The organism is Tautonia sociabilis (assembly GCF_003977685.1).
GTDB classification, from domain to species: Bacteria; Planctomycetota; Planctomycetia; order Isosphaerales; family Isosphaeraceae; genus Tautonia; species Tautonia sociabilis.
In genome coordinates, this window is record NZ_RYZH01000027.1 from 42761 (window position 1) to 63577 (window position 20817).

Genomic DNA, 20817 nt, shown 5'->3' on the forward strand with positions numbered 1-20817 from the left:
CGCGCGTCGATTCGTCCCGGGGGCAGCCGGGACCGAGGGTGGGCGGAACGATCAGATCAGGAGGATCGTGGTGCGATGGGAGGTGAGCGTACGTGCGAGAGAGGCTCCGACATCAACGGTCGGGGCGCATTTGGGGAGAGCTACCGCGGTCGGGGCGATCGCGGCGATGACCCGCGCGAGAACCAGCGGCCCGACTTCCAGACCTGGCTCCTGGATCTTGAGTGCGGTGCGGCCGGGCAGGACGAGGTCGGTGCAATCTGCCGATGCTGCCCGATCCGCGATCCGCGCGGCCTGAACGCCCGACGTGTCCGAGGGCGTCGACTCGCCGTGGCACCGGTCGTCCCCGGCCGGCCCCGCGAAGGCGACATGGCCGTCGGCCCCGACGCACAGCAGCTCGGCATGGACCGCCCCGACGCCGACGACGGCGTACACGAAGAGGGCGAGGGCCGAGACGAAGGAACGGAGGCGACGCTGCATAAACCCTGGTGGTGATGGGACTCCCGGCGCATGCTACCCCTGAGGGTGCCCATGCGCAATCTCCATTCCGGTCGGCCACTCCGCGCGGACGCTTGAGGACCAGGGGCATCTCCGCGGTATGACTGCAGAAATCTCGGCCGCCGGCCCGATCTTGGATGATGAGTCGGCGGAACGCCGGTGGTCAGAGAACCCCACGTTCCGAGCTTGATCGGGGTCGAAGAGACCGTATCATTCAAGCTAGGTCCATCCTCCCCTGTGGAGGCTCGTCGTGCGAAGCCTGGTCGCCGTGCTCCTGGTCGGCCTCATCGCTGCCTGCCCCCTCGTCTGCGAGGCGGCCGGGTCCGATCAGAGTCTGCACCAGTGCCAGCCGGACACGACCTGCGACGAGCCCGGGGCCCCCGACCCCGCGCCGTGTTCGGATGACGGCGGCAATTGCATCTGCAGCGGGGCCATCCAGGGGGTCGGCGTCCGCGTCTCCGACCACGATCCCACGCCCCTTCCCACCCCCACCCTCTTCGCCCTGCCCGCGCCCGGCCTCCGCCAACCGCTCTCTCCCTACCTCGCGCGGGACGGTGCGGCCGCAGGCCCAGGCCGCTTCGGCGACTCGGGCACCGTCCGGGCCCTCATCCAGGTCTATCGCTGCTGATCCCCCCGTCCCGCCGCCGGCGTGACCGCGCCCGGCCCGCGCGCGTCCTGCGCCCCCCGGCCCCGTCCGACGGGCCGTCAGCCAACTTCCGTGCCTGACACAAGACGACCCGGCCCTCGGGCGCCGCGCCCGCGCGCCCTTGGGCCAGCCCCTCCACACAAGGACCGACCGATGAAACGGATCGTCCTCGGCGTGACGATTGCGCTCGTCGTCGTCGCGGCGACCGGCGCCGGCCTGGCCGTCGCGCGCCCCGACCTCGTGCCCGCCTGGGCCGGCATCGACCCCGCGCGGCTGCCGAGCTGGGCCCGCCTCGCGGCCGCGGCCCCCGGGCCCGTGGACTATGGCCTGTACTGCAAGGAGCATGGGGTGCCGGAGAAGTTTTGCACCCTCTGCCACGAGGAGCTGACCGGGACGCTGCTGCTCTGCACGGAGCACGGCGGCATCCCGGAGGACATCTGCACCCTCTGCCACCCGGAGGCGGAGGCGAAGTACGACCTCGCGATGTGCACCGAGCACGACCTGCCGGAGCAGTTCTGCGGCGAGTGCGGCAACGGGCCGGGGGCCGCGGCGGCCCTCCCGGACGACGGCTGGTGTGCCGCGCACAACATGCCCGGGGCCTGGTGCATCGAGTGCAAGGCCGCCGGGGGCTGTGCGACGGGCGACCATGCCGATCACCCGGGCCATGAGGATCACGCGGGCCACGCGCATGGCCCTGCGGAGGCCGAGGTCTGCCGCGTGCCCCTGCCGATCGTCCGGCTCCGGACGCCGGGACCCGCCGCGCGGCTCGGCATCGAGACCGCCCCGGCCCGGCAGGAGCGGCTGGTGCCCCGCCTGCTGGCCAACGCCGAGACGGCCTTCGACGCCAACCGCTGCGCCGAAGTCTACCCGCGCGTGGGCGGCTTCCTCCGCGAGGCCCGGGCCGACCTCGGTCAGCCGGTCCGCCGGGGCGAGGTGCTGGCCGTCGTCGACTCGGCCGAGATCAGCGGCGCCAAGAGCCGCTTCCTCGCGGCGCGGTCGGCAGCCGAGCTGGCCAAAGTCGCCTACGACCGGACCGCCAAGCTCACCGAACGGGGGGCGCTGCCCGCCAAGAACGAGCTCGAGGCCCTGACCGCCCTGAACCAGGCCCAGGCCGAGATGATGGACGCCGAGCAGGCGCTGCGCAACTTCGGCTTCGCCGACGCGGATCTCGCGCGGATCGCCGAGGCGAAGGACACCTCCAGCCTGCTCGACGTCGTCGCGCCGATCGACGGGGTCATCACGGCCCGGCACGCCGTCCGCGGCGAGGCGGTGCAGCCGACCACCCAGCTGTTCGACGTCACCGACACCTCGCGCATGTGGCTCTGGGTCGACGTCTACGAGGCGGACATCGCCGCGGTGGCGCTCGGCCAGCCGGTGCGCTTCATCATCCCCGGGGTCGACGGGGCCGAGTCCGAGGGCACGGTGACCTGGGTGGGGGTCCAGGTCGATCCCACGACCCGGACCACCCGCGTCCGGGCCGAGCTGGCCAACCCCGACGGCCGCCTCCGCGCCAACCTGTTCGGCCAGGCCGAGATCCAGCTCGGCGAGGAACGTCAGGCGGTGGTGGTCCCCAAGGCCGCGGTGCAGCGCAAGGACGATGCCGACGTGGTCTTCCTGTTGCAGGACGACGGCGTCTATCGCCCGCAGCGGGTGGTTGCCCGGCCCGTCGACCGCCGCGACGTCGTCGAGGTCGCCTGGGGCCTGCAGGACGGCCAGCGGGTCGTCACCAAGGGCTCCTTCCTGCTCAAGACCGAGATCATGAAGGGCGCCATCGGCGCCGGGTGCTGCGAGTGACCCCGTCGCCGATGGAGGAGCCTACATGCTCAACGCGCTGATCGAATTCAGCCTGAAGAACCGGTTCGTCGTCCTGCTGGCGACGGCGATCCTGATCGTCGTCGGGGTGCAGGCGGCCCTGCAGCTGCCGCTGGACGCCTTCCCCGACACGACTCCGGTGCAGGTCCAGGTCAACACGACCGCCCCAGAGCTCGGCCCCGAGGAGGTCGAGCGGCTGATCACCTTCCCCGTCGAATACGCGATGGGGGGCCTGAAGGGCCTCGAGGAGGTCCGCTCGGTCTCGAAGTACGGTCTGTCCCAGGTCGTGCTGATCTTCAGCGACGACACGGACGTCTACTTCGCCCGGCAGCAGATCAACGAGCGGCTGGGCGAAATCGACCTGCCCGAGGGCATCGAGCGGCCGACCATGGGGCCGGTCGCCACCGGCCTGGGCGAGGTCTACCACTACCTGCTCAAGAGTTCCGACCCCGAGATCGGCCTCGATGAGCTGCGCACGCTCCAGGACTGGGTGATCCGTCCGCGGCTGCTCCGCGTCCCGGGGGTGGCCGAGATCAACCCCTGGGGCGGCCTGGCCAAGCAGTTCGAGGCGCAAGTCGACCCGATGAAGCTGGCCAAGTACGGCCTCACGCTCGACGACGTGATCGGCGCCCTGCGCGAGAACAACCAGAACGCGGGGGGCGGCTACGTCGTGCGGGCCGGTGAGGCCAGCCTGGTGCAGGGGGTCGGGCGGACCAGCACCCTCGCCGAGATCGCCGACGTGGTCGTCGCCGCCAAGGACGGCGTGCCGGTCCGCGTCCAGGACGTCGCCGAGGTCGGCATCGGCCACGTGATCCGCCGCGGCGGCACGACCGCAAACGGCGAGGGCGAGGTCGTCCTCGGCCTCGCCTTCATGCGCATGGGCGAGAACTCGCGCGACGTGACGCTGGCCCTGGACGCGGCCATGGAGGACGCCCAGCGGGCCATGCCGCCGGGCGTCGAGATCGACGTCGTCTACAAGCGGACCGATCTGGTCGATCAGGTGCTCCACACCGTCGAGAAGAACCTGTTCGAGGGGGCGATCCTGGTCATCGCCGTGCTCTTCGCCTTCCTCGGCAACCTCCGCGCCGGGCTGATCGTCGCCTCGGCGATCCCGCTCTCCATGCTCTTCGCCGTGACGATGATGCAGAAGGTGGGCATCGCCGGGAGCCTGATGAGCCTCGGGGCGATCGACTTCGGCCTCGTGGTCGACAGCTCGGTGGTCATGGTCGAGAACTGCGTGCGGCGCATCGCCCACGACCGATCGGGTCGCTCGAAGCTCGCCATCATCCGCGACGCCGCCGTCGAGGTCCGCAAGCCGACGCTCTTCGGCGAGCTGATCATCATGATCGTGTATCTCCCGATCCTCACGCTCCAGGGCGTCGAGGGGAAGCTGTTCCGGCCGATGGCCCTCACCGTCATCTTCGCGCTTGGCGCGTCGATGGTCCTCTCGCTGACGCTGATGCCGGTGCTCGCCTCGCTCGGCCTGCCGCGGCGGATGTCGGAGAAGGAGACGATCGTCGACCGCATCGCCCACGCGGTCTTCCAGCCCATCCTCAAGCTCGGCCTCCGCTTCCCGAAGGCGACGCTGGCCCTGGTCGGGGCGATCACCATCGGGGCGACGATCCTCGGCCTCTCCCTCGGCTCGGAGTTCGTCCCGCGCCTGAACGAGGGCTCGGTGGTCATCAACACCGTGCGGCTGGCCAGCGTGAGCCTCGAGGAGTCGATCGAGTACGGCACCCACATCGAGCAGATCCTCAAGGAGGAGTTCCCCGACGAGATCCGGTCGATCTGGAGCCGGACCGGGACGGCCGAGGTGGCGACCGACCCGATGGGCTTCGAGGTCAGCGACGTCTACATCATGCTCACCCCCCGCGAGCAATGGCGGCGCGCCGAGACCCAGGAGGAGCTCGTCGCCGAGATGGCCGAGCTGACCGGGACGTTCCCCGGGATGCGGGCGGTGTATTCCCAGCCGATCGAGCTGCGGATCAACGAGATGGTCGCCGGCATCCGCGCCGACCTCGGCGTCAAGCTCTTCGGGCCAGACCTGGAGGTGCTCAAGGAGAAGGCGGCCGAGATCCAGGAGGTCCTCGAGCAGGTCCCCGGCGCCGCCGACGTCAGCGCCGAGCAGATCACCGGCCTGCCCGTGCTGCGGGTGGAGGTCGATCGGCCGGCGCTGGCCCGCTACGGGGTCTCGTCCCGCCAGGTCCTCGACGCGATCAAGGCCGCGGGGGGCTTGCAGGTCGGCGAGGTGCTGGAGCCCGACCGGCGGTTCCCGCTCGCGGTCCGACTGCCCGAGGACTACCGCGACGATCCGCGGTCGCTGGAGCGGATCCTGATCACGACGGCCGGCGGCGAGCGGCTCCCGCTGACCCGCCTGGCGAACCTGGAGACCGTCGTCGGGCCCTCGACCATCCAGCGCGAGTGGGGCGAGCGGCGGATCGTCGTCCAGGCCAACGTGCGCGGCCGGGACATCGGCTCGTTCGTCGAGGAGGCGCAGGGGGAGATCGCCCGGCGGGTGGAGCTGCCCCCCGGCTACACAATCGCCTGGGGCGGGCAGTTCGAGAACCTGATCCGCGCCGAGCGGCGGCTGATGATCGTCGTGCCGCTGGCGCTCGCGCTGATCCTGAGCCTCTTGTACCTGACGTTCCACTCGCTGCGCGACGCCTTGATGATCTTCAGCGGCGTGCTGTTCGCGCGGGTCGGCGGCGTGCTGGGCCTGTACGTCATGGGCCTGCCCTTCACGATCTCGGCGGGGGTCGGCTTCGTCGCGCTGGCCGGGGCATCGATGCTCGAAGGGCTCATCCTCGTCAGCTACATCCGCGATCGGATGGCCCACGGCGTGCCCAAGCGTGAGGCCATCGAGCAGGCACGTCTTGCCCGGCTGCGGCCGGTGCTCATGACCGGCACGGTGGCCGCGCTCGGCTTCGTCCCCATGATGCTCTCGACGGGCATCGGGGCCGAAGTGCAGCGGCCGCTGGCCACCGTCGTCGTCTTCGGCATGGCCTGCGATACCTTCCTCACCATGCTCGCCCTGCCGGTGCTCTACTTGCTCTTCGGCAAGGGGCCGCAGCCCGAGGCAGGTCCGGGGCGAGACGACGACCGCCGTGACCATGGCCTCGAGCCCGATCCCGAGGACACCGGGCACCGCATTGTTGCCGCCCACGAGCCGCAGGCGGTGGGGACATGAACGGGAGGCCACGCGGGAGGACGCTCGAGGAGGATGTGTGCGAGATGACGCCGGGACGCGATGATCTCTCCGCGGCGCTACGCGGGCTCGCGCGGGACGCAGGGCGCCGCCGGTCGAGCGATGTTCAAACAAGGTGATCCCGATGCCCGACAGCCAGGTCCGATCTCGTAAAGGGCCGGGCCCGGCGTGGCCTCCATGCCGGGCCCGGCGAGGGCATCGGGGCCGATCGAGCGACCTGGCATCAGGCCGCCGGGTCCGCCTCGCATTGATTGCAGAAGTGCTCCGGCAGGCCATGCCCCTCCGGGCACATCACGAGGTCGTACTTCGCCTCGACCTCCGGGTGGCAGAGCGTGCAGATGTCCTCCGGGATGTCCCCGTGCTCCTTGCACAGGAGGAGGCTCTCCTTGAGCTCCTCGTGGCAGAGGGTGCAAAACTTCTCCGGCACCCCATGCTCCTTGCAGTAGAGGCCGTAGTCCTCGCCAGCGACCGACGCCGTCTCGGCCGCGCCGGGCGGGGACGAAGGCTGGCCGCCGCAGCCAGTACCGAGGAATGCCGTCGCCGCGACCATCATCCCGATCGCCGCGGCGGAGAGGAACCGTCCCATGTCTCGCTCCTTCGTTCGACCATGCCGTCATCGCGCGGTGCCGAGGGCATGCCGTCGACACCGGCAGGCCACGGCGGCCCGCCCCTGCGGCCTCGACTATACGGCCCCGCGTGCGGCCCCTTCAACCGCAGGTCTCGCACCACCGCTACATCCGATCCCCGCCGGCCCGACCGAACGGGATCGAACGAACGCCGGAAACCCATCGATCCGAAGACCTGATCATGGCTTGGCAGGTCCCCGCGCACGGAGTGCGCGGTGCACGGACGGGACGGAGGATCCCGCCCCCGCCCCGAGGAAGGAGCCTCGAATCATGCCACGACCCGTCGTCTTGTGTTTCCTCGCGTCCACGATTGTCGCCGGCATCAGCGTTCCCTGGGCCCAGGCGCAGGTCCCAGACCCTTCCGGTCCGGGGTCTGGCGAGTCGACCCTGGGCGCTTCGCCCGGCTCCGACGGGAGCACGCCCGGCCAGGGCCCCGGCGGCGAGGGCGTCATCGGCACCGGCCCCGGGCCCGGCTTCCCGCGCGTGCCCCAGGGCATCACCCGGCCGGGCCAGCCGTTCGGGGCCCCGGCGGAGCTCGGGATCGGGCCGGTCCCGTCCCTGCCCGAGGCCGAGCTGCCGCTCTACGGCCGCCTGGAGGTCCCGACCGGCCCCGAGGGGGCGGGCCCCCCGGGCGGCCTGACCCTGGACCAGGCCATCGCCCGGCTCTTGCACGCCAACACCGACCTGCGCGCCAAGGCCATGGAGATCCCCAAGGCCCAGGCCGACATCATCACCGCCGAGCTGTGGGCCAACCCGCTGCTGTTCTTCGACTCGCAACTGATCCCCTACGGCGGCCCCTTCGCGGAGGAGGCCGGGCCCACCCAGTACGACATCAACATCACCCATCCGATCGACCTCAACGGGAAGTGGAAGCGGCGACGCGAGGTCGCCGTCCTGGCCAAGAACGTCATCGAGGCGCAGTACCAGGACGCCGTGCGGCTCCAGGTCGACAACCTCTACACCGCCTGGGTCGACGTCCTGGCCGCGCGCGAGACGCTGCGCTACCTGCGCTTCAGCGCCCAGGCGCTCGAAGATCTCGTCGAGGCGACCCGGGCGCTCCTCGAGCAGGGGGCCGCCACCCCGGCCGACGTCAACCGCGTCGAGATCCTGCTCGACAGCACCAACGTCGCCCTGGTCGAGACCGAGGAGACGCTCCTCGACGCCAAGCGGACGCTGGCCACGGTGCTGTACCTGCCGCCGGATGCGGCGATGACCCTGGAGGTCAGCGGGGTGCTCCGCGCGCCGGACCCGCCCGTGCCGCCGGTCGAGGAGCTGATCCCCATGGCGCTGGCCGTCCGGCCCGACCTGGCCGCCTACCGGATCGGCATCCGCCGCGCCGACGCCAACGTGCGGCTGCAGCGGGCCAACCGCTTCGAGGACGTCTTCCTCTTCTACCAGCCCTACACCCACCAGGCGGGGAGAGCCGACTCAGGTACGAACACCTCCTGGGCCATCGGCGCGACGATCCCGCTGCCGATCTACAACCGTAACCAGGGGAACATCGAGCGCGCCCGCCACACCGCCGTCCAGACGAAGATCCAGCTGGCCGACCTGGAGCGCCGCGTGATCACCGAGGTCCAGCGCGCCGAGCGGGCCTACGCCGTCTCGCTGGCCTCCGTGCGGCGCCTCGAGGAGGACATCCTGCCCAAGGCCCGCGAGAACCTCGAGACCGGCCTCGAGCTCTACAAGGCCGGCGAGGAGAGCCAGATCACCTACCTCGAGGCCCAGCGGAACTTCAACGAGGTCTCGCGCCAGTACCGCGACACGCTCGTGCGTCACCGGCGCGTCATGCTCCAGCTCAACACGGCCGTCGGCCGACGGCTGCTGCCGTGAACCGGCGCCGGCGTGCAGGCCGAGTCCGTCCCCCGGTTGTCGCCGGTGCTTGCGTCCGACTAGGATGGATTGGTTGACGAGTCGATCTTTCGACGGGCCTGCCATGTTCCGCACAGCGATCATCCTCGCCGTCGTCTGCCTGCTCGCGGCCGATCCGATCCTGTGTCGGACCGCCCACGGGGAGACTCCCTGCCCGGGACATGGCCGCGCCTTTGCCGCCGCCACCTGCCCCGGTCATCCCGAGCCTCCCGACTCTGGCCAGGAGTCGGCCCACGGCTGCATCTGTCGGGGGGCCACCTCCGACCCCACGGCGAAGCAGCGGGTGCACGAAGCGTCTTCCGATGCCCCAGTCTTCCCCCCCGCGCCACTCCCGACGTCGCACCCCGCGCCCACCGGCCGCCCCTCCCCTCCTCACTTCGACCCGCGCGGCCCCGCGACTGGCCGCGCGATCTGCATCGCCAAGCAGACCCTCCTGATCTGAGGCGTCCCCTCCGCCCCCCATCGCGCCGCGGGCCTTCGCCACGCCGTGGGCCCGGCCCGCTCGACGCTGCGCGCGCACCGCGACCCTTCTCCGCATCGAATCTCCTTACCTGCAATCGGTGGCCCGACCATGAATCCAGCTCCCGAGCCGGGGACCCGGCTCCCGAAACCACGCGCACGTCCAACGCTGATGATCGCGCTCGCCCTCCTGGCCGGGGGCGCCGCCGGGGCTGGGGCAATGTATGCGGCCGGGGGGCTGCTGAGGACGCCCGGGCCGGGCCGACCCCCGGCCGACGGAACCGCGGACGTCGCACAGCACGACGAGCACGGGCACGCCGCGGTTGGAGTCGAACATGAGGAACACGGGCCCGGCGTCGTCAAGATGCCGCGAGAGAAGTGGGAGGGCGCCGGGATCGCTGTCGCCCCCGCCCGCCGCGACCGCCTCACCCTGACGAAGTGGGTCACCGGCAAGGTCACGCCCAACGAGGACCGGCTGGCCCACATCTACTCGCTGGTCGAGGGGATCGTCCACGAGGTGCGCGTCCGCTACGGCGACCGCGTCCGGGCCGGCGATGTCCTGGCGGTCGTCGACAGCGTGAAGGTGGGCGAGGCGAAGCTCGCGCTCGTGCAGGACCGGCTCGACGTCCGGATCGCGGAGGTCAACCTCGACTGGAAGCAGACGATCGCCGAGAACACCCGGGCCCTGATCGAGGCGCTGGAACAGGGGATCGCCCCGCAGGAGATCGCCGAGCGGTTCCAGGGCCGGCCGATGGGCGCCTACCGCGAGCAGCTCGTGTCCGCCTATGCGCGGCTGCACCAGGCCCGCGCCGAATACGAGCGGGACCGCAACCTCTACGAGCAGCGGCGGGCCATCAGCGAGCAGCAGTTCCTCAGGACCAAGGCCGACTTCGAGGCCGCGCAGGCCACGTCCGGCGCCCTGATGGAGCAGTCCCGATTCACCATCGAACAGGAGCTGATCCAGGCCAGGCAGGCGCTCGAGGCGGCGCAGGTGGCCGAGGGGACGAGCCGCTCGGCGCTCTACATCCTCGGGTACGGCGAGGACGAGGTCGCGGCGCTCGATCCGCTCGGCCAGGGCGAGGAGGTGGCCCACTACGCGATCGCCGCCCCGTTCGACGGCACGATCATCGCCAAGGACGTCGTCCGCGACGAGCGGGTGGGGCCCGACACGAGGCTGTTCGACCTGACCGACCTGTCGACCGTCTGGACCCGGGCCGACATCTACGAGCAGGATCTGCCGTACCTGGAGGGGCTGGGCGGCGGGGCGATCCGGTTCCGGGCCGGCGCCTATCCCGATCGGCTGTTCGAGGCGAAGGTCTTCTACGCCGGCGACGTGGTCGACCCGGAGACCCGCACCGTGCGCATGATGGCCGTGGCCGACAGTCACGACGGGACCCTGAAGCCCGGCATGTTCGTCGAGGTGGAGCTGCCGATCGGCACGGCCGACGACGTGGTGCAGGTGCCGAAGTCGGCCATCCAGGCCGACGAGGGCCGGACCTTCGTCTTCGTCCAGCACGGGGCGGAGGAGTTCGCGCGGCGGGACGTGGCCGTCGGGCGTGAGGGGGCGGACGTTGTCGAGATCATCGAGGGGCTGCAAGGCGGCGAGCCGATCGCGGTGCGGGGCACCTTCGCGCTGAAGGCCGAGATGATGCGCGGCGAGCTGGCCGAAGGCGGGCACTCCCACTGACGGCAGCCCGAGCGAGCTAAGCCCCTCCTCCCCCGCGAGAAAGGCCCCGATTCATGCTCAACAAGATCATCGAGTTCTCGCTGAACAACCGCTTCCTGGTCCTGGTGTTCACCGCCATCCTGGTCGGCTCCGGGATCTACTCGGCCCTGCGGCTGCCGATCGATGCGGTGCCCGACCTGACCAACATCCAGGTGCAGATCCTGACCAATGCCCCGGCCCTGGGGCCGTTGGAGGTCGAGCAGTACATCACCTTCCCGGTCGAGACGGCGATGAGCGGCCTGCCGCGCATCGAGCAGATCCGCTCGGTCTCCCGCATCGGCCTGTCGGCCGTCACCGTCGTCTTCGAGGAGGGGACGGACATCTACTGGGCGCGGGCGCTGATCCTGGAACGATTGGGCCAGGCCCGCGACGCGATCCCCGAGGGCTACGGCGAGCCCGAGATGGCCCCGATCTCCAGCGGGCTCGGCGAGATCTACCAGTTCGAGGTCAAGGGCGAGGGCTACTCGGCGATGGAGCTGCGCACCATCCTCGACTGGTACGTCGCCTATCAGCTCAAGACCGTGCCGGGCCTCGTCGAGGTCAACACCTTCGGCGGCGAGCTGAAGACCTACGAGGTGCAGGTCGAACCGCAGCGGCTGCTCAACTACCGGGTCTCCATCAATCGCGTCTTCGAGGCCCTGCGCGAGAACAATGCCAACCAGGGCGGCGGCTACATCGTCCACGACGACGAGCAGCGGATCGTCCGCGGACAGGGGCTGATCAAGTCGCTCGACGACGTGGGGGACATCGTCCTGGCCAGCCGGGAGGACGGCACGCCGATCCTCGTGCGCGACGTGGGCGAGGTCCGCTTCGCCCCGATGCTCCGCCAGGGCGCCGTGACCCGCGACGGCGAGGGCGAGGCGGTCATCGGCATCTGCATGATGCTCATGGGCGAGAACTCGCGCGTGGTCGCCGACCGCGTCAAGGAGGCGATCCGGCGGATCGAGACGACACTGCCGCCGGGCGTAACGATCGACACGTTCTACGACCGGACCGACCTGGTGCGGCGGACCATCATGACGGTGCTGAAGAACCTCTCCGAGGGCGGGCTGCTGGTTATCGTCATCCTGTTCCTGCTCCTGGGGAACTTGCGGGCCGGGCTGGTGGTGGCCTGTGTCATCCCGCTGGCGATGTTCTTCGCCGTGGACAACATGCTCTACTGGGGCATCGCCGGCAGCCTGATGAGCCTCGGCGCCATCGACTTCGGCCTGGTCGTCGACAGCTCGGTGATCATGATCGAGAACTGCGTGCGGCGGTTGTCCGGGCATGGCTCGGCAGAGGACGTCGATCGACCGCTGCTCGACGTGGTGCGCGATGCGGCGATCGAGGTGCGCAAGCCGACGATGTTCGGCGAGCTGATCATCGCCATCGTCTACCTGCCGATCCTGGCGTTGCAGGGCATGGAGGGGAAGCTGTTCCGGCCGATGGCGTTGACGGTGATCTTCGCCCTGGCCGGGTCGATGGTCCTGTCGCTGACCCTGATGCCCGTGCTCGCGTCGCTGACCCTGCGCCGGCCGCACGATCCGGCGAGCCCGGTGGTCCGCTGGTGCCGCGCGCACCGCGTCCTCAGCTCGCTTGCGATCGTTGCCGCCTCGCTCGGCCTGCCGCTCGGGCTGATCTTCGCCAACCTCGGGCTGCCGCCGTCGGCCCTCGGGACCCCCGCCGAGGCGTACGCGCTGATCCGCGAGCACCTACCGGCCGAGGAGCTGGTCCTGCTGCTCGCGATGCCCGCCATCCTCCTGGCGCTGGCCCTGACCGCCGTCCTCCTGGGCGGGCCGGTCCGGGAGAAGGACGTGTTCCTGATTCGCTGGGCCCGCGCCGCCTACGAGCCGATCCTGCGACGGGTACTGCACCACCCCGTCCTGACCTTCGGCGCGGCCGCCGCGCTCTTCGCCGCCAGCCTGCTGATGGCGCGGGGCCTGGGGGCCATCTTCATGCCCCAGCTCGACGAGGGCGCCCTGGCCCTGCAGGCGTGGCGGCTGCCCAGCGTCTCGCTGGAGAAGTCGATCAAGGACACCACCCAGATCGAGAAGGTCCTCAGGGCGTTCCCCGAGGTCGAGACGGTGGTGTCCAAGACCGGGCGGGCGGAGATCGCCACCGACCCGATGGGCGTCGAGATCAGCGACATCATGGTGATGCTCCACCCGCCCGAGGAGTGGACCACGATCGACAGCCCCGAGAACCTGGCCCGGGTGATGCAGCGGGTGCTCGGGGATGGCGAGCCCGCCGAGCTAAGGCGGCGGGCCGAAGCCGTCTTCGCCGAGTTCGAGGAGCGCAACCTGTTCAACCCGAAGGACCGGCTCGTCACGGCGCTCGACGAGCTCCTGAACGCCGTCGTCCCGGGCAACGTCTTCAGCTACTCGCAGCCGATCGAGCTCCGCGTGCAGGAGCTCATCGCCGGGGTCCGCTCCGAGCTGGGCATCAGCCTCTACGGCGACGACCTGGACGTGCTCGAGCAGAAGGGGGAGGAGATCGTCCGCGTGCTCCGGCAGGTCCGCGGGGTCGCCGAGGCCAAGGCCCAGCCGATCGCCGGGCTGCCGGTGCTGCGCGTGGACGTGGACCGCGACGAGATCGCCCGCTACGGGATCAACGCCTCGGACGTGCTCGACGCCGTGGGGACCATCGGCGGCATGGTGGTCGGCCAGGTCTTCGAGGGGCAGAGGCGCTTCGCGCTCCAGGTGCGGTTCCCCGAGTCCGTCCGCCAGGACCTGGAGTCGATCCGCCGGATCAAGGTCGCCGACCCGCTGGGCCGGCAGATCCCGCTCGAGCAGCTGGCCGACCTGGAGATCGAGCAGGGGCCGCTCCAGGTCTCCCGCGAGAACATCCGCCGCCGCCAGCTCATCGAATGCAACGTGCGCGGCCGCGACGTGGCGGGCTTCGTCGCCGAGGCCCAGCGGCGGATCGCGGCCGAGGTGGAGCTGCCGCCGGGGTACTCGCTGCACTGGGGCGGCCAGTTCGAGAACCTGATCTCGGCCTCCCGCCGGCTGGCGATCGTCGTGCCGCTGGCCCTGGGGCTGATCTTCCTCCTGCTCTACTCGACCTTCAACTCGGCGCGGCTGGCGCTCTTGATCTACCTGGCCGTGCCGATGGCCGCCATCGGCGGCATCGTCGCCCTCTGGCTGCGGGGGATGCCGTTCTCCATCTCGGCCGGCGTCGGCTTCATCGCCCTGTTCGGCGTGGCGGTCCTGAACGGCCTGGTTCTGGTCAGCCACGGCGAACACCTGCGCTCCGACGGCATGGAGCCCGGCGAGGCGGCATACCAGGCGGGGCTCGTGCGCCTGCGGCCCGTCCTGACGACGGCGCTCGTGGCGAGCCTCGGCTTCCTGCCGATGGCGACATCGACCAGCGCCGGGGCGGAGGTGCAGCGGCCCCTGGCCACGGTGGTCATCGGCGGGCTCATATCCTCGACGCTCCTGACCCTCTTGGTCGTGCCGGCGATCTACCACTGGTTCGTCCCGCCCGGCCCGCCCGCCAACGATCCGAGCCCTGACCGGGCTCATTGAACGCCCGGGCCCGCAAGGCTAGAAGGGTCGTGCCTGGCGAGCTGTGTGGGCTGAACGAGCGAAGGATCGAGCGTACTCGTTCCCGGGGCGACAGACCGTCGGCCCGTCGGCTTGACCCGGCCGTCCCCCCGGGGCACGCTTGCCGCGATGCGAGGGACCCATGGGACCGAATCGTGGATAAGACGACGAGAATCGACCTGGAGCTCCTCCTGCCCGACGTGCCGGACGCGCGCGATGCGTGCGTGCGTCGGCTCGAGGCGAGCCTCTCGGGAGAACCGGGGATCCGCCGCGCCCACGTCGCCGGCGAGGAGCAGGCGACCCCGTCGCTCTGCCTGCACTACGATCCCGCGGTGACCACGCTCGCCCAGGTCGAACGGCTCGCGAGGGCGGCGGGGGCGCGGATCACGGAACGGTTCGGCCACGCCGTGCTCCCGGCCCGCATCGTCGGGGCTGAGGATGCCGCACGCCGCTTCGAGGAGGAGCTGGCCCGTGCGCCGGGGGTCCTCGGCGCCTCCGTGAACCTCCCAGCCCAGCGCGCCCGCGTCGAATTCGACCGCGAGCGGACGTCGCTCGTGCGGATCGAGGAGCTGCTCCGGGAGCTGGGGGCCCGCACGCAGCCGCCGGCCGTGGAGGAGGAGGGCTGGTATGCCCGGAACAGGGAGCTGGCCTGGAGCCTGATCGCCGGCGCGCTCCTGCTTGCCGCCTGGATCGGCCAGCGCTGGGCGCAACTGCCGAGCGGCGCCGCGCTCGCCCTCTATGTTGCCTCCTACGCCTTCGGTGGGCTTGATCTGGCGCGCCACGCGGTCCGCTCGATCCGCAAGGGCCGGTTCCACCTCGACATCGATACCCTCATGCTCCTCGCCGCGCTTGGCGCCGCCGTGCTCGGGGAGTGGGCCGAGGGCGCCTTCCTGCTGTTCCTGTTCTCGCTCGCCCACGCGCTCGAGCATTACGCGCTGGATCGGGCCCGCGGCGCCATCCGGGCTCTGGCGGACCTCGCACCACCCGTCGCCCGCGTCCTGAAGGACGGGCGGGAGGAGGAGGTGGCGATCGAGCGGGTGGCGCGCGGAGACGTGGTCGTCGTGCGCCCCGCCGAGCGGATCCCCGTCGACGGCCTAATCCGCTCCGGCCGCTCGGCGGTCAACCAGGCGCCGATCACCGGCGAGTCTGTTCCGGTCGAGAAGGAGCCGGGGGCGGAGGTCTTCGCCGGGACGATCAACGGCGACGGCGCCCTGGAGATCACGACCACCGGAGCCGCCGGGGATCGGACCCTGGACCGCGTCATCCGGCTCGTGGAGGAGGCGCAGACGCAGAAGGCCCCGACCCAGCGGCTCACCGAGCGATTCGAGGCGATCTTCGTCCCCGCCGTGCTCGTCGCCGACGTCCTGCTTATCGTCGTCCCGCCGCTCCTCGGGTTCTGGGGCTGGGGCACGAGCTTCTACCGCGGCATGGCGCTGTTGGTCGCGGCCTCGCCCTGCGCGCTGGCGCTCGGGACGCCCTCGGCGGTGCTCGCGGCGATCGCCCAGGCGGCGCGCAACGGCGTGCTGATCAAGGGCGGCGCCCACCTCGAGCGCCTCGGGACGCTGCGGGCCATCGCCTTCGACAAGACCGGCACTCTGACCGTCGGCAAGCCGGAGGTGACCGAGTTGCAGCCGATGCCGGGCGTCGCCGAGGAGGAGCTGCTTCGCGTCGCCGCGGCCGTGGAACGGCGCAGCCAGCATCCCCTCGCCCAGGCGGTCGTGCGGCGTGCCGAGGCCGAGGCCCTCACGCTCCCCGAGGCGGGCGAGCTGGAAAGCCTCACCGCGCGCGGTGTCCGCTCCGAGCTGGAGGGAGAACCGGTGGAGATCGGCAGCCTGCGGCTCTGGGAGCAAGACGGCGTGGCCGTCCCCGACGAGGTGCGCGGCGCGGTCCAGCGGCTCCAGGCAGGCGGGCGGAGCATCATGGCGGTGCGACACGGCGAGCGGTGGCTCGGCGTGCTGGGGCTCGCGGACCGGCCACGTGATGACGCGCGAGACGTGCTCGAGCGCCTGCGCCGCCTCGACCTCCGCCCGCTCGTGATGCTCACCGGCGACAACCGCGGCGTCGGCGAGGCCATCGGCGGGGAGGTCGGGGTCGACGAGGTCCGCTCGGAACTCCTCCCCGAGGACAAGGTCGCCTCGATCCAGGAGCTGCTCGATCGCCACGGCCAAGTCGCCATGGTCGGCGACGGCGTCAACGACGCCCCTGCCCTGGCCCACGCCACGGTCGGCATCGCGATGGGCGGCGCGGGGACGGCCGTCGCGCTGGAGACCGCCGACATCGCCCTCATGGCCGACGACCTCGGCAAGCTGCCCTTCGCCATCGGCCTGAGCCGGCAGGCCGCGGGCGTTATCCGCCAGAACCTCGGCATCTCGCTCGCCGTGATCGCGCTGCTCATCCTCGCCACCACGACCGGCCTGCTCGGCATCGGCCCGGCCGTAATCGTCCACGAGGGGAGCACGCTCGTCGTGATCGCCAATGCACTCCGGCTGCTAGGCTTTCGAGCGCGGTGAACGGCCGCGAGGAAGGAGAAGTACGCCGCCGGGTCATAAGCAGAGAGCGATGAAACTCCCGGGACGATCTGAATCTCGATGCAGGACGGACTCCTGTAGGGGCGTTATCAGTCCCGCCTACGTCTTCGCTTCAGAAGTCCGGCACCCAGGCGATTGAGCCCTTGAGATAAGCAGGGATCATAGAAGTAATGCCCCACTTACTGCTGCCGTCGCAGCCGCATGACTTCTTTGGTGACTGGCCGAAATGTAAATGGCAGGACGCTTAGGGTCTCATATTGAGAGATGGCGGCGCTGATACTTCCCGGCGGACCGTCGTGTGCGACAAATAGCGTGCCGAACGTGTCCGGAAAGATGAATTCGTGAATCCCATGATCGTTCCGAGACGACGGCTCCAGAGCTGCGCCACCGACTGGAAACTGGCCTGCGCCGGTACGAGCTATATACGTAATGCGACTGAAAATCGTATCAACATCGTGACCGAGCAAGTTGGAGACCTCAAGGTATGCGAAATCAGTAGCAACCAGATTGTAATTGCCGACCAAGGTGGTCTCCTGGCACTCAAGTAGCGTTGTGGATGAATTTGGCACTGAAAACTCGAGCGGGAGGGCGACGCGTCTAGTCTCCGTAAGAAAGAAACAGAGGCGCGTACGCTCTGGTGCCGGATGGTTGTCCCCGACGGGAATCTGCGGCGCAAGCGTTCCCGTCGCATTATGGCCGAACAGTGAGGCTACTGGCGTTCCGGTTTCTACATCAATGATGCTTTCTTTGAAACGAGCAAAATCGGCAATGTCCGTGGTCCGGACCGAACAGCAATAGCTCCGAGCCGCCTCGGCAGTAACAACCAGGCGGTCGTCCGTGTGCAGTCCGGAAAACTGTTGCAGCGTACAGGACTCACGACTGTCAACTTGCACCCTCACATCCAGGGCAAAAGCATCCGCAGCTGTCAACGGCAGCCGGAGGCAAGCTGCTGCTACGGCAAGTATCAGGGTGAGGCGTTGACGCCTGCTGTGTGCTGCCACTGCCAGTCCCCTCAAATGCTGTCGAATCTGCATATTGGAAAAAATATTTGTAATCACTAATTGTTCGCTTAAGACAGTTCGTTTTTCCGCCCCGATCCTTGGTTCGACCTTCCAGCGGCCCATAACAAACGGGCCAGGTGGATCAGTGGCGAGCGACCCGACATTCGCTGCGATCGACAGTTAACCCTATGGCGTAGAGCACCTTAGAGTCAACGAAGTCCATCGGCAACGGCACGAGGCATCTCAAGGCAGGAGAGAGCCCCGGCGCAGGGGCCGAGCGCTCTCCGCCTCCGGGTCCAGGCCGTAGCAGTGCTCACCGTCGTCGATTCGGCGTCAGGACAGCTCCACCCTGCGGAGCCGCAGCGCGTTGGCGATCACCGACACGGAGCTGAGCGTCATGGCGGCGCTGGCGATCATCGGGCTCAGGAGCAGCCCGAAGAACGGGTAGAGCACCCCCGCGGCGACCGGCACGCCGAGCACGTTGTAGAGGAACGCGAAGACCAGGTTCTGGCGGATGTTCCGCATCGTCGCCTGGCTCAGCGCCCGCGCCCGGACGATCCCGCGCAGGTCGCCCTTGACCAGCGTCACCCCCGCGCTCTCCATCGCCACGTCCGTGCCGGTGCCCATCGCGATCCCGACGTCGGCCTGCGCCAGCGCCGGGGCGTCGTTGATCCCGTCGCCGGCCATGGCCACGCGGCGGCCCTCCGCCTGGAGCGCCCGGACCGCCTCGCCCTTCTGCTCGGGGAGGACGTCCGCCCGGACGTCATCCAGCCCGAGCTTCCGCGCCACGGCCTGGGCCGTCGTGCGGTTGTCGCCGGTGAGCATGATGACCTTCAGCCCCTCCTCGTGCAGGCGCCGGACCGCCTCGGCGGCGGATTCCTTGATCGGGTCGGCCACGCCGAGAATCCCCGCTGCGCGCCCGTCGACGGCGACGAAGACCACCGTCTGCCCGTCGCGGCGCAGCTCCTCGGCCCTGTCGACGAGGACGTCCGCCTCCGCCCCCACCTCGCCGAGCAGCGCCCGGTTGCCGATCGCCACCGCATGCCCCTCGACCACGCCCCGGACGCCCTTGCCGGTCGTGGATTGGAAGTCGCCCGCCGCGGCCAGCGCCAGCCCCCGCTCCCCGGCCCCGGCGACGATCGCCGCGGCCAGCGGATGCTCGCTGGCGCGCTCCAGGCTCGCGGCGAGCCGGATGAGCCCCGCCTCGTCCTGCCCCGGGGCGGCGACCGCCGACACCAGGCGCGGTTTACCCTCCGTGAGCGTGCCGGTCTTGTCGACCACGAGCGTGTCGACCTTCTCGAGCACCTCGAGGGCCTCGGCGTTCTTGATCAGCACCCCGGCCGTCGCCCCGCGCCCGGTGCCGACCATGATCGACATCGGCGTGGCCAGGCCCAGGGCGCAGGGGCAGGCGATGATCAGCACCGCCACCGCGTTGACCAGCGCGTAGGTCATCCGCGGCTCGGGGCCGATCGCCGCCCAGGTGACGAATGTCAGGACGGCGACGACGATCACCGCCGGGACGAAGTAGCCCGAGACCAGGTCGGCGAGGCGCTGGATCGGGGCCCGCGTGCGCTGTGCCTCCCCGACCATCTTGACGATCTGGGCGAGCATCGTCTCGGCGCCGACGCGCTCGGCTCGCATCACCAGGCTGCCCGTGCCGTTGACCGTGCCGCCGATGAGCCGACCGCCCGCCGTCTTCTCGACCGGGATCGGCTCGCCGGTGACCATCGACTCGTCCACGGCGCTGGTACCCTCCAGGACGACGCCGTCGACCGGGACCTTCTCGCCCGGCCGGACCCGCAGCCGGTCGCCGACCTGGACCTCCTCGAGCGGGACGTCCGCCTCGGTGCCGTCGTCCCGCAGCCGGCGTGCGGTCTTCGGCGCCAGCCCCAGGAGCATCTTGATGGCGCTGGAGGTCTGGCTCCGCGCCCGGAGCTCGAGCACCTGGCCCAGGAGCACGAGCGTGACGATGACCGCCGCGGCCTCGAAGTAGACCGGCACGTTCCCCGCGTGGTCGCGGAACGCGGCCGGGAACACGCCCGGCAGGAGCGTCGCGACGACGCTGTACAGATAGGCCGCGCCGGTGCCGATGGCGATCAGCGTGAACATGTTCAGGCTGCGATTGACCACCGAGGCCCAGCCGCGGGCGAAGAATGGCCAGCCGCCCCAGAGGACGACGGGCGTGGCGAGCACGAGCTGGCTCCAGGACGCGGCGCGCCCCGAGACCAATGCACGGCCGAGGACCATCTCGCCCATCGCCAGCACAAGCAATGGCAGCGTGAGCACCGCCGAGATCCAGAATCGGCGCGTCATGTCGAGGAGCTCCTCGTTCGGCCCCTCGTCCAGCGACGGCGCCATCGGCTCGAGTGCCATGCCGCAGATCGGGCAGCTCCCCGGGCCGTCGCGCACGATCTCGGGGTGCATCGGGCAGGTGTAGAGGGTGCCCGGCGCGGCGACGGGCGGCCCGGCCGGCTGCCCGTCGGCCGCGAGGTACGTGCCGGGATCGGCGCGGAACTTCTCCAGGCAACCCTGGCTGCAGAAGTGGTAGGTCTTGCCCGACCATTCGTGGCTCCCGGCGGCATGGGCCGGGTCGACCTCCATGCCGCAGACCGGGTCCCTGACCGCGGGGCCGGGCGATCGGGGCCTCGCGCCGCGGTCGTCGTGGTGGGCGTGATGGGCATGATCGGCGTGCGGCGCCGCCGCGGCGCCGTCGAGCTTCGCGGCCGGGTACCCCGCCCGCCCGATGGCCCCGGCGATCGCCTCGTCCGACGCACGCTCGTCGTGGGTGACGGTCACGGTCTTGCCCGCGACGTCGACCTCCACCGCCGAGACGCCCGCGGCCGAGCCGACCGCCTCCCTGATCGTGCTGGCGCACCCCTGGCAGGTGATCGTTGGGACTGAGTATGAGGTTTTCATCGAACGCTCC

Annotated in this window: 12 protein-coding genes; 8 read left to right on the forward strand and 4 right to left on the reverse strand. The window is 70.4% G+C overall.

The features are described from left to right. Window positions 1-51: 51 nt before the first annotated feature. Window positions 52-432 carry a hypothetical protein gene (locus TsocGM_RS14530; RefSeq protein ID WP_233578886.1) on the reverse strand — a complete coding sequence of 127 codons (381 nt, stop codon included), beginning with the start codon at window positions 430-432 and terminating at the stop codon, window positions 52-54. Window positions 433-745: 313 nt separating this feature from the next. Between TsocGM_RS14530 and TsocGM_RS14535 the strand changes: the two genes are divergently transcribed. The 3 genes from TsocGM_RS14535 (at window position 746) to TsocGM_RS14545 (ending at window position 6140) form a co-directional block, all read left to right on the forward strand. Then, window positions 746-1123 carry a hypothetical protein gene (locus TsocGM_RS14535; RefSeq protein ID WP_126726197.1) on the forward strand — a complete coding sequence of 126 codons (378 nt, stop codon included), beginning with the start codon at window positions 746-748 and terminating at the stop codon, window positions 1121-1123. A 171-nt stretch (window positions 1124-1294) separates the two neighbouring features. Then, a complete protein-coding gene (locus TsocGM_RS14540; RefSeq protein WP_126726198.1) occupies window positions 1295-2935 on the forward strand; it encodes an efflux RND transporter periplasmic adaptor subunit in 1641 nt (546 codons plus the stop codon). 25 nt (window positions 2936-2960) lie between these two features. After that, entirely contained in the window at window positions 2961-6140 is a 3180-nt protein-coding gene (locus tag TsocGM_RS14545) for an efflux RND transporter permease subunit (protein WP_126726199.1), read from the forward strand. Between the two features lie 241 nt (window positions 6141-6381). On the opposite strand, the gene TsocGM_RS27085 is transcribed toward TsocGM_RS14545, so the two are convergent. After that, window positions 6382-6744: a hypothetical protein gene (locus tag TsocGM_RS27085; protein WP_233578887.1), complete on the reverse strand. Its 363-nt coding sequence runs from the start codon at window positions 6742-6744 to the stop codon at window positions 6382-6384. A gap of 310 nt (window positions 6745-7054) precedes the next feature. On the opposite strand from TsocGM_RS27085, the gene TsocGM_RS14555 reads away from it, so the two are divergent. The 5 genes from TsocGM_RS14555 (at window position 7055) to TsocGM_RS14580 (ending at window position 16872) form a co-directional block, all read left to right on the forward strand. Next, window positions 7055-8617, forward strand: coding sequence for a TolC family protein (locus TsocGM_RS14555; protein WP_158633571.1), 1563 nt, complete (start codon window positions 7055-7057; stop codon window positions 8615-8617). A 103-nt stretch (window positions 8618-8720) separates the two neighbouring features. Further along, window positions 8721-9098, forward strand: coding sequence for a hypothetical protein (locus TsocGM_RS14560; protein ID WP_126726201.1), 378 nt, complete (start codon window positions 8721-8723; stop codon window positions 9096-9098). Between the two features lie 381 nt (window positions 9099-9479). Then, window positions 9480-10802 (forward strand): efflux RND transporter periplasmic adaptor subunit, encoded by a 1323-nt coding sequence (locus tag TsocGM_RS14565; RefSeq protein WP_158633572.1) that lies wholly within the window; start codon window positions 9480-9482, stop codon window positions 10800-10802. A 53-nt stretch (window positions 10803-10855) separates the two neighbouring features. Next, on the forward strand, window positions 10856-14344 hold the full coding sequence (locus TsocGM_RS26525) for an efflux RND transporter permease subunit (protein ID WP_199756791.1): 3489 nt from the start codon (window positions 10856-10858) through the stop codon (window positions 14342-14344). A gap of 173 nt (window positions 14345-14517) precedes the next feature. Further along, entirely contained in the window at window positions 14518-16872 is a 2355-nt protein-coding gene (locus TsocGM_RS14580; RefSeq protein ID WP_126726203.1) for a heavy metal translocating P-type ATPase, read from the forward strand. A gap of 197 nt (window positions 16873-17069) precedes the next feature. Here TsocGM_RS14580 and TsocGM_RS14585 read toward each other — a convergent pair whose 3' ends face one another. Together TsocGM_RS14585 and TsocGM_RS14590 are read right to left on the reverse strand one after the other, a co-directional pair. Further along, window positions 17070-18014 (reverse strand): hypothetical protein, encoded by a 945-nt coding sequence (locus TsocGM_RS14585; protein WP_126726204.1) that lies wholly within the window; start codon window positions 18012-18014, stop codon window positions 17070-17072. Between the two features lie 210 nt (window positions 18015-18224). Beyond that, a complete protein-coding gene (locus tag TsocGM_RS14590; RefSeq protein WP_126726205.1) occupies window positions 18225-20807 on the reverse strand; it encodes a heavy metal translocating P-type ATPase in 2583 nt (860 codons plus the stop codon). Between the last annotated feature and the right edge of the window lie 10 nt (window positions 20808-20817).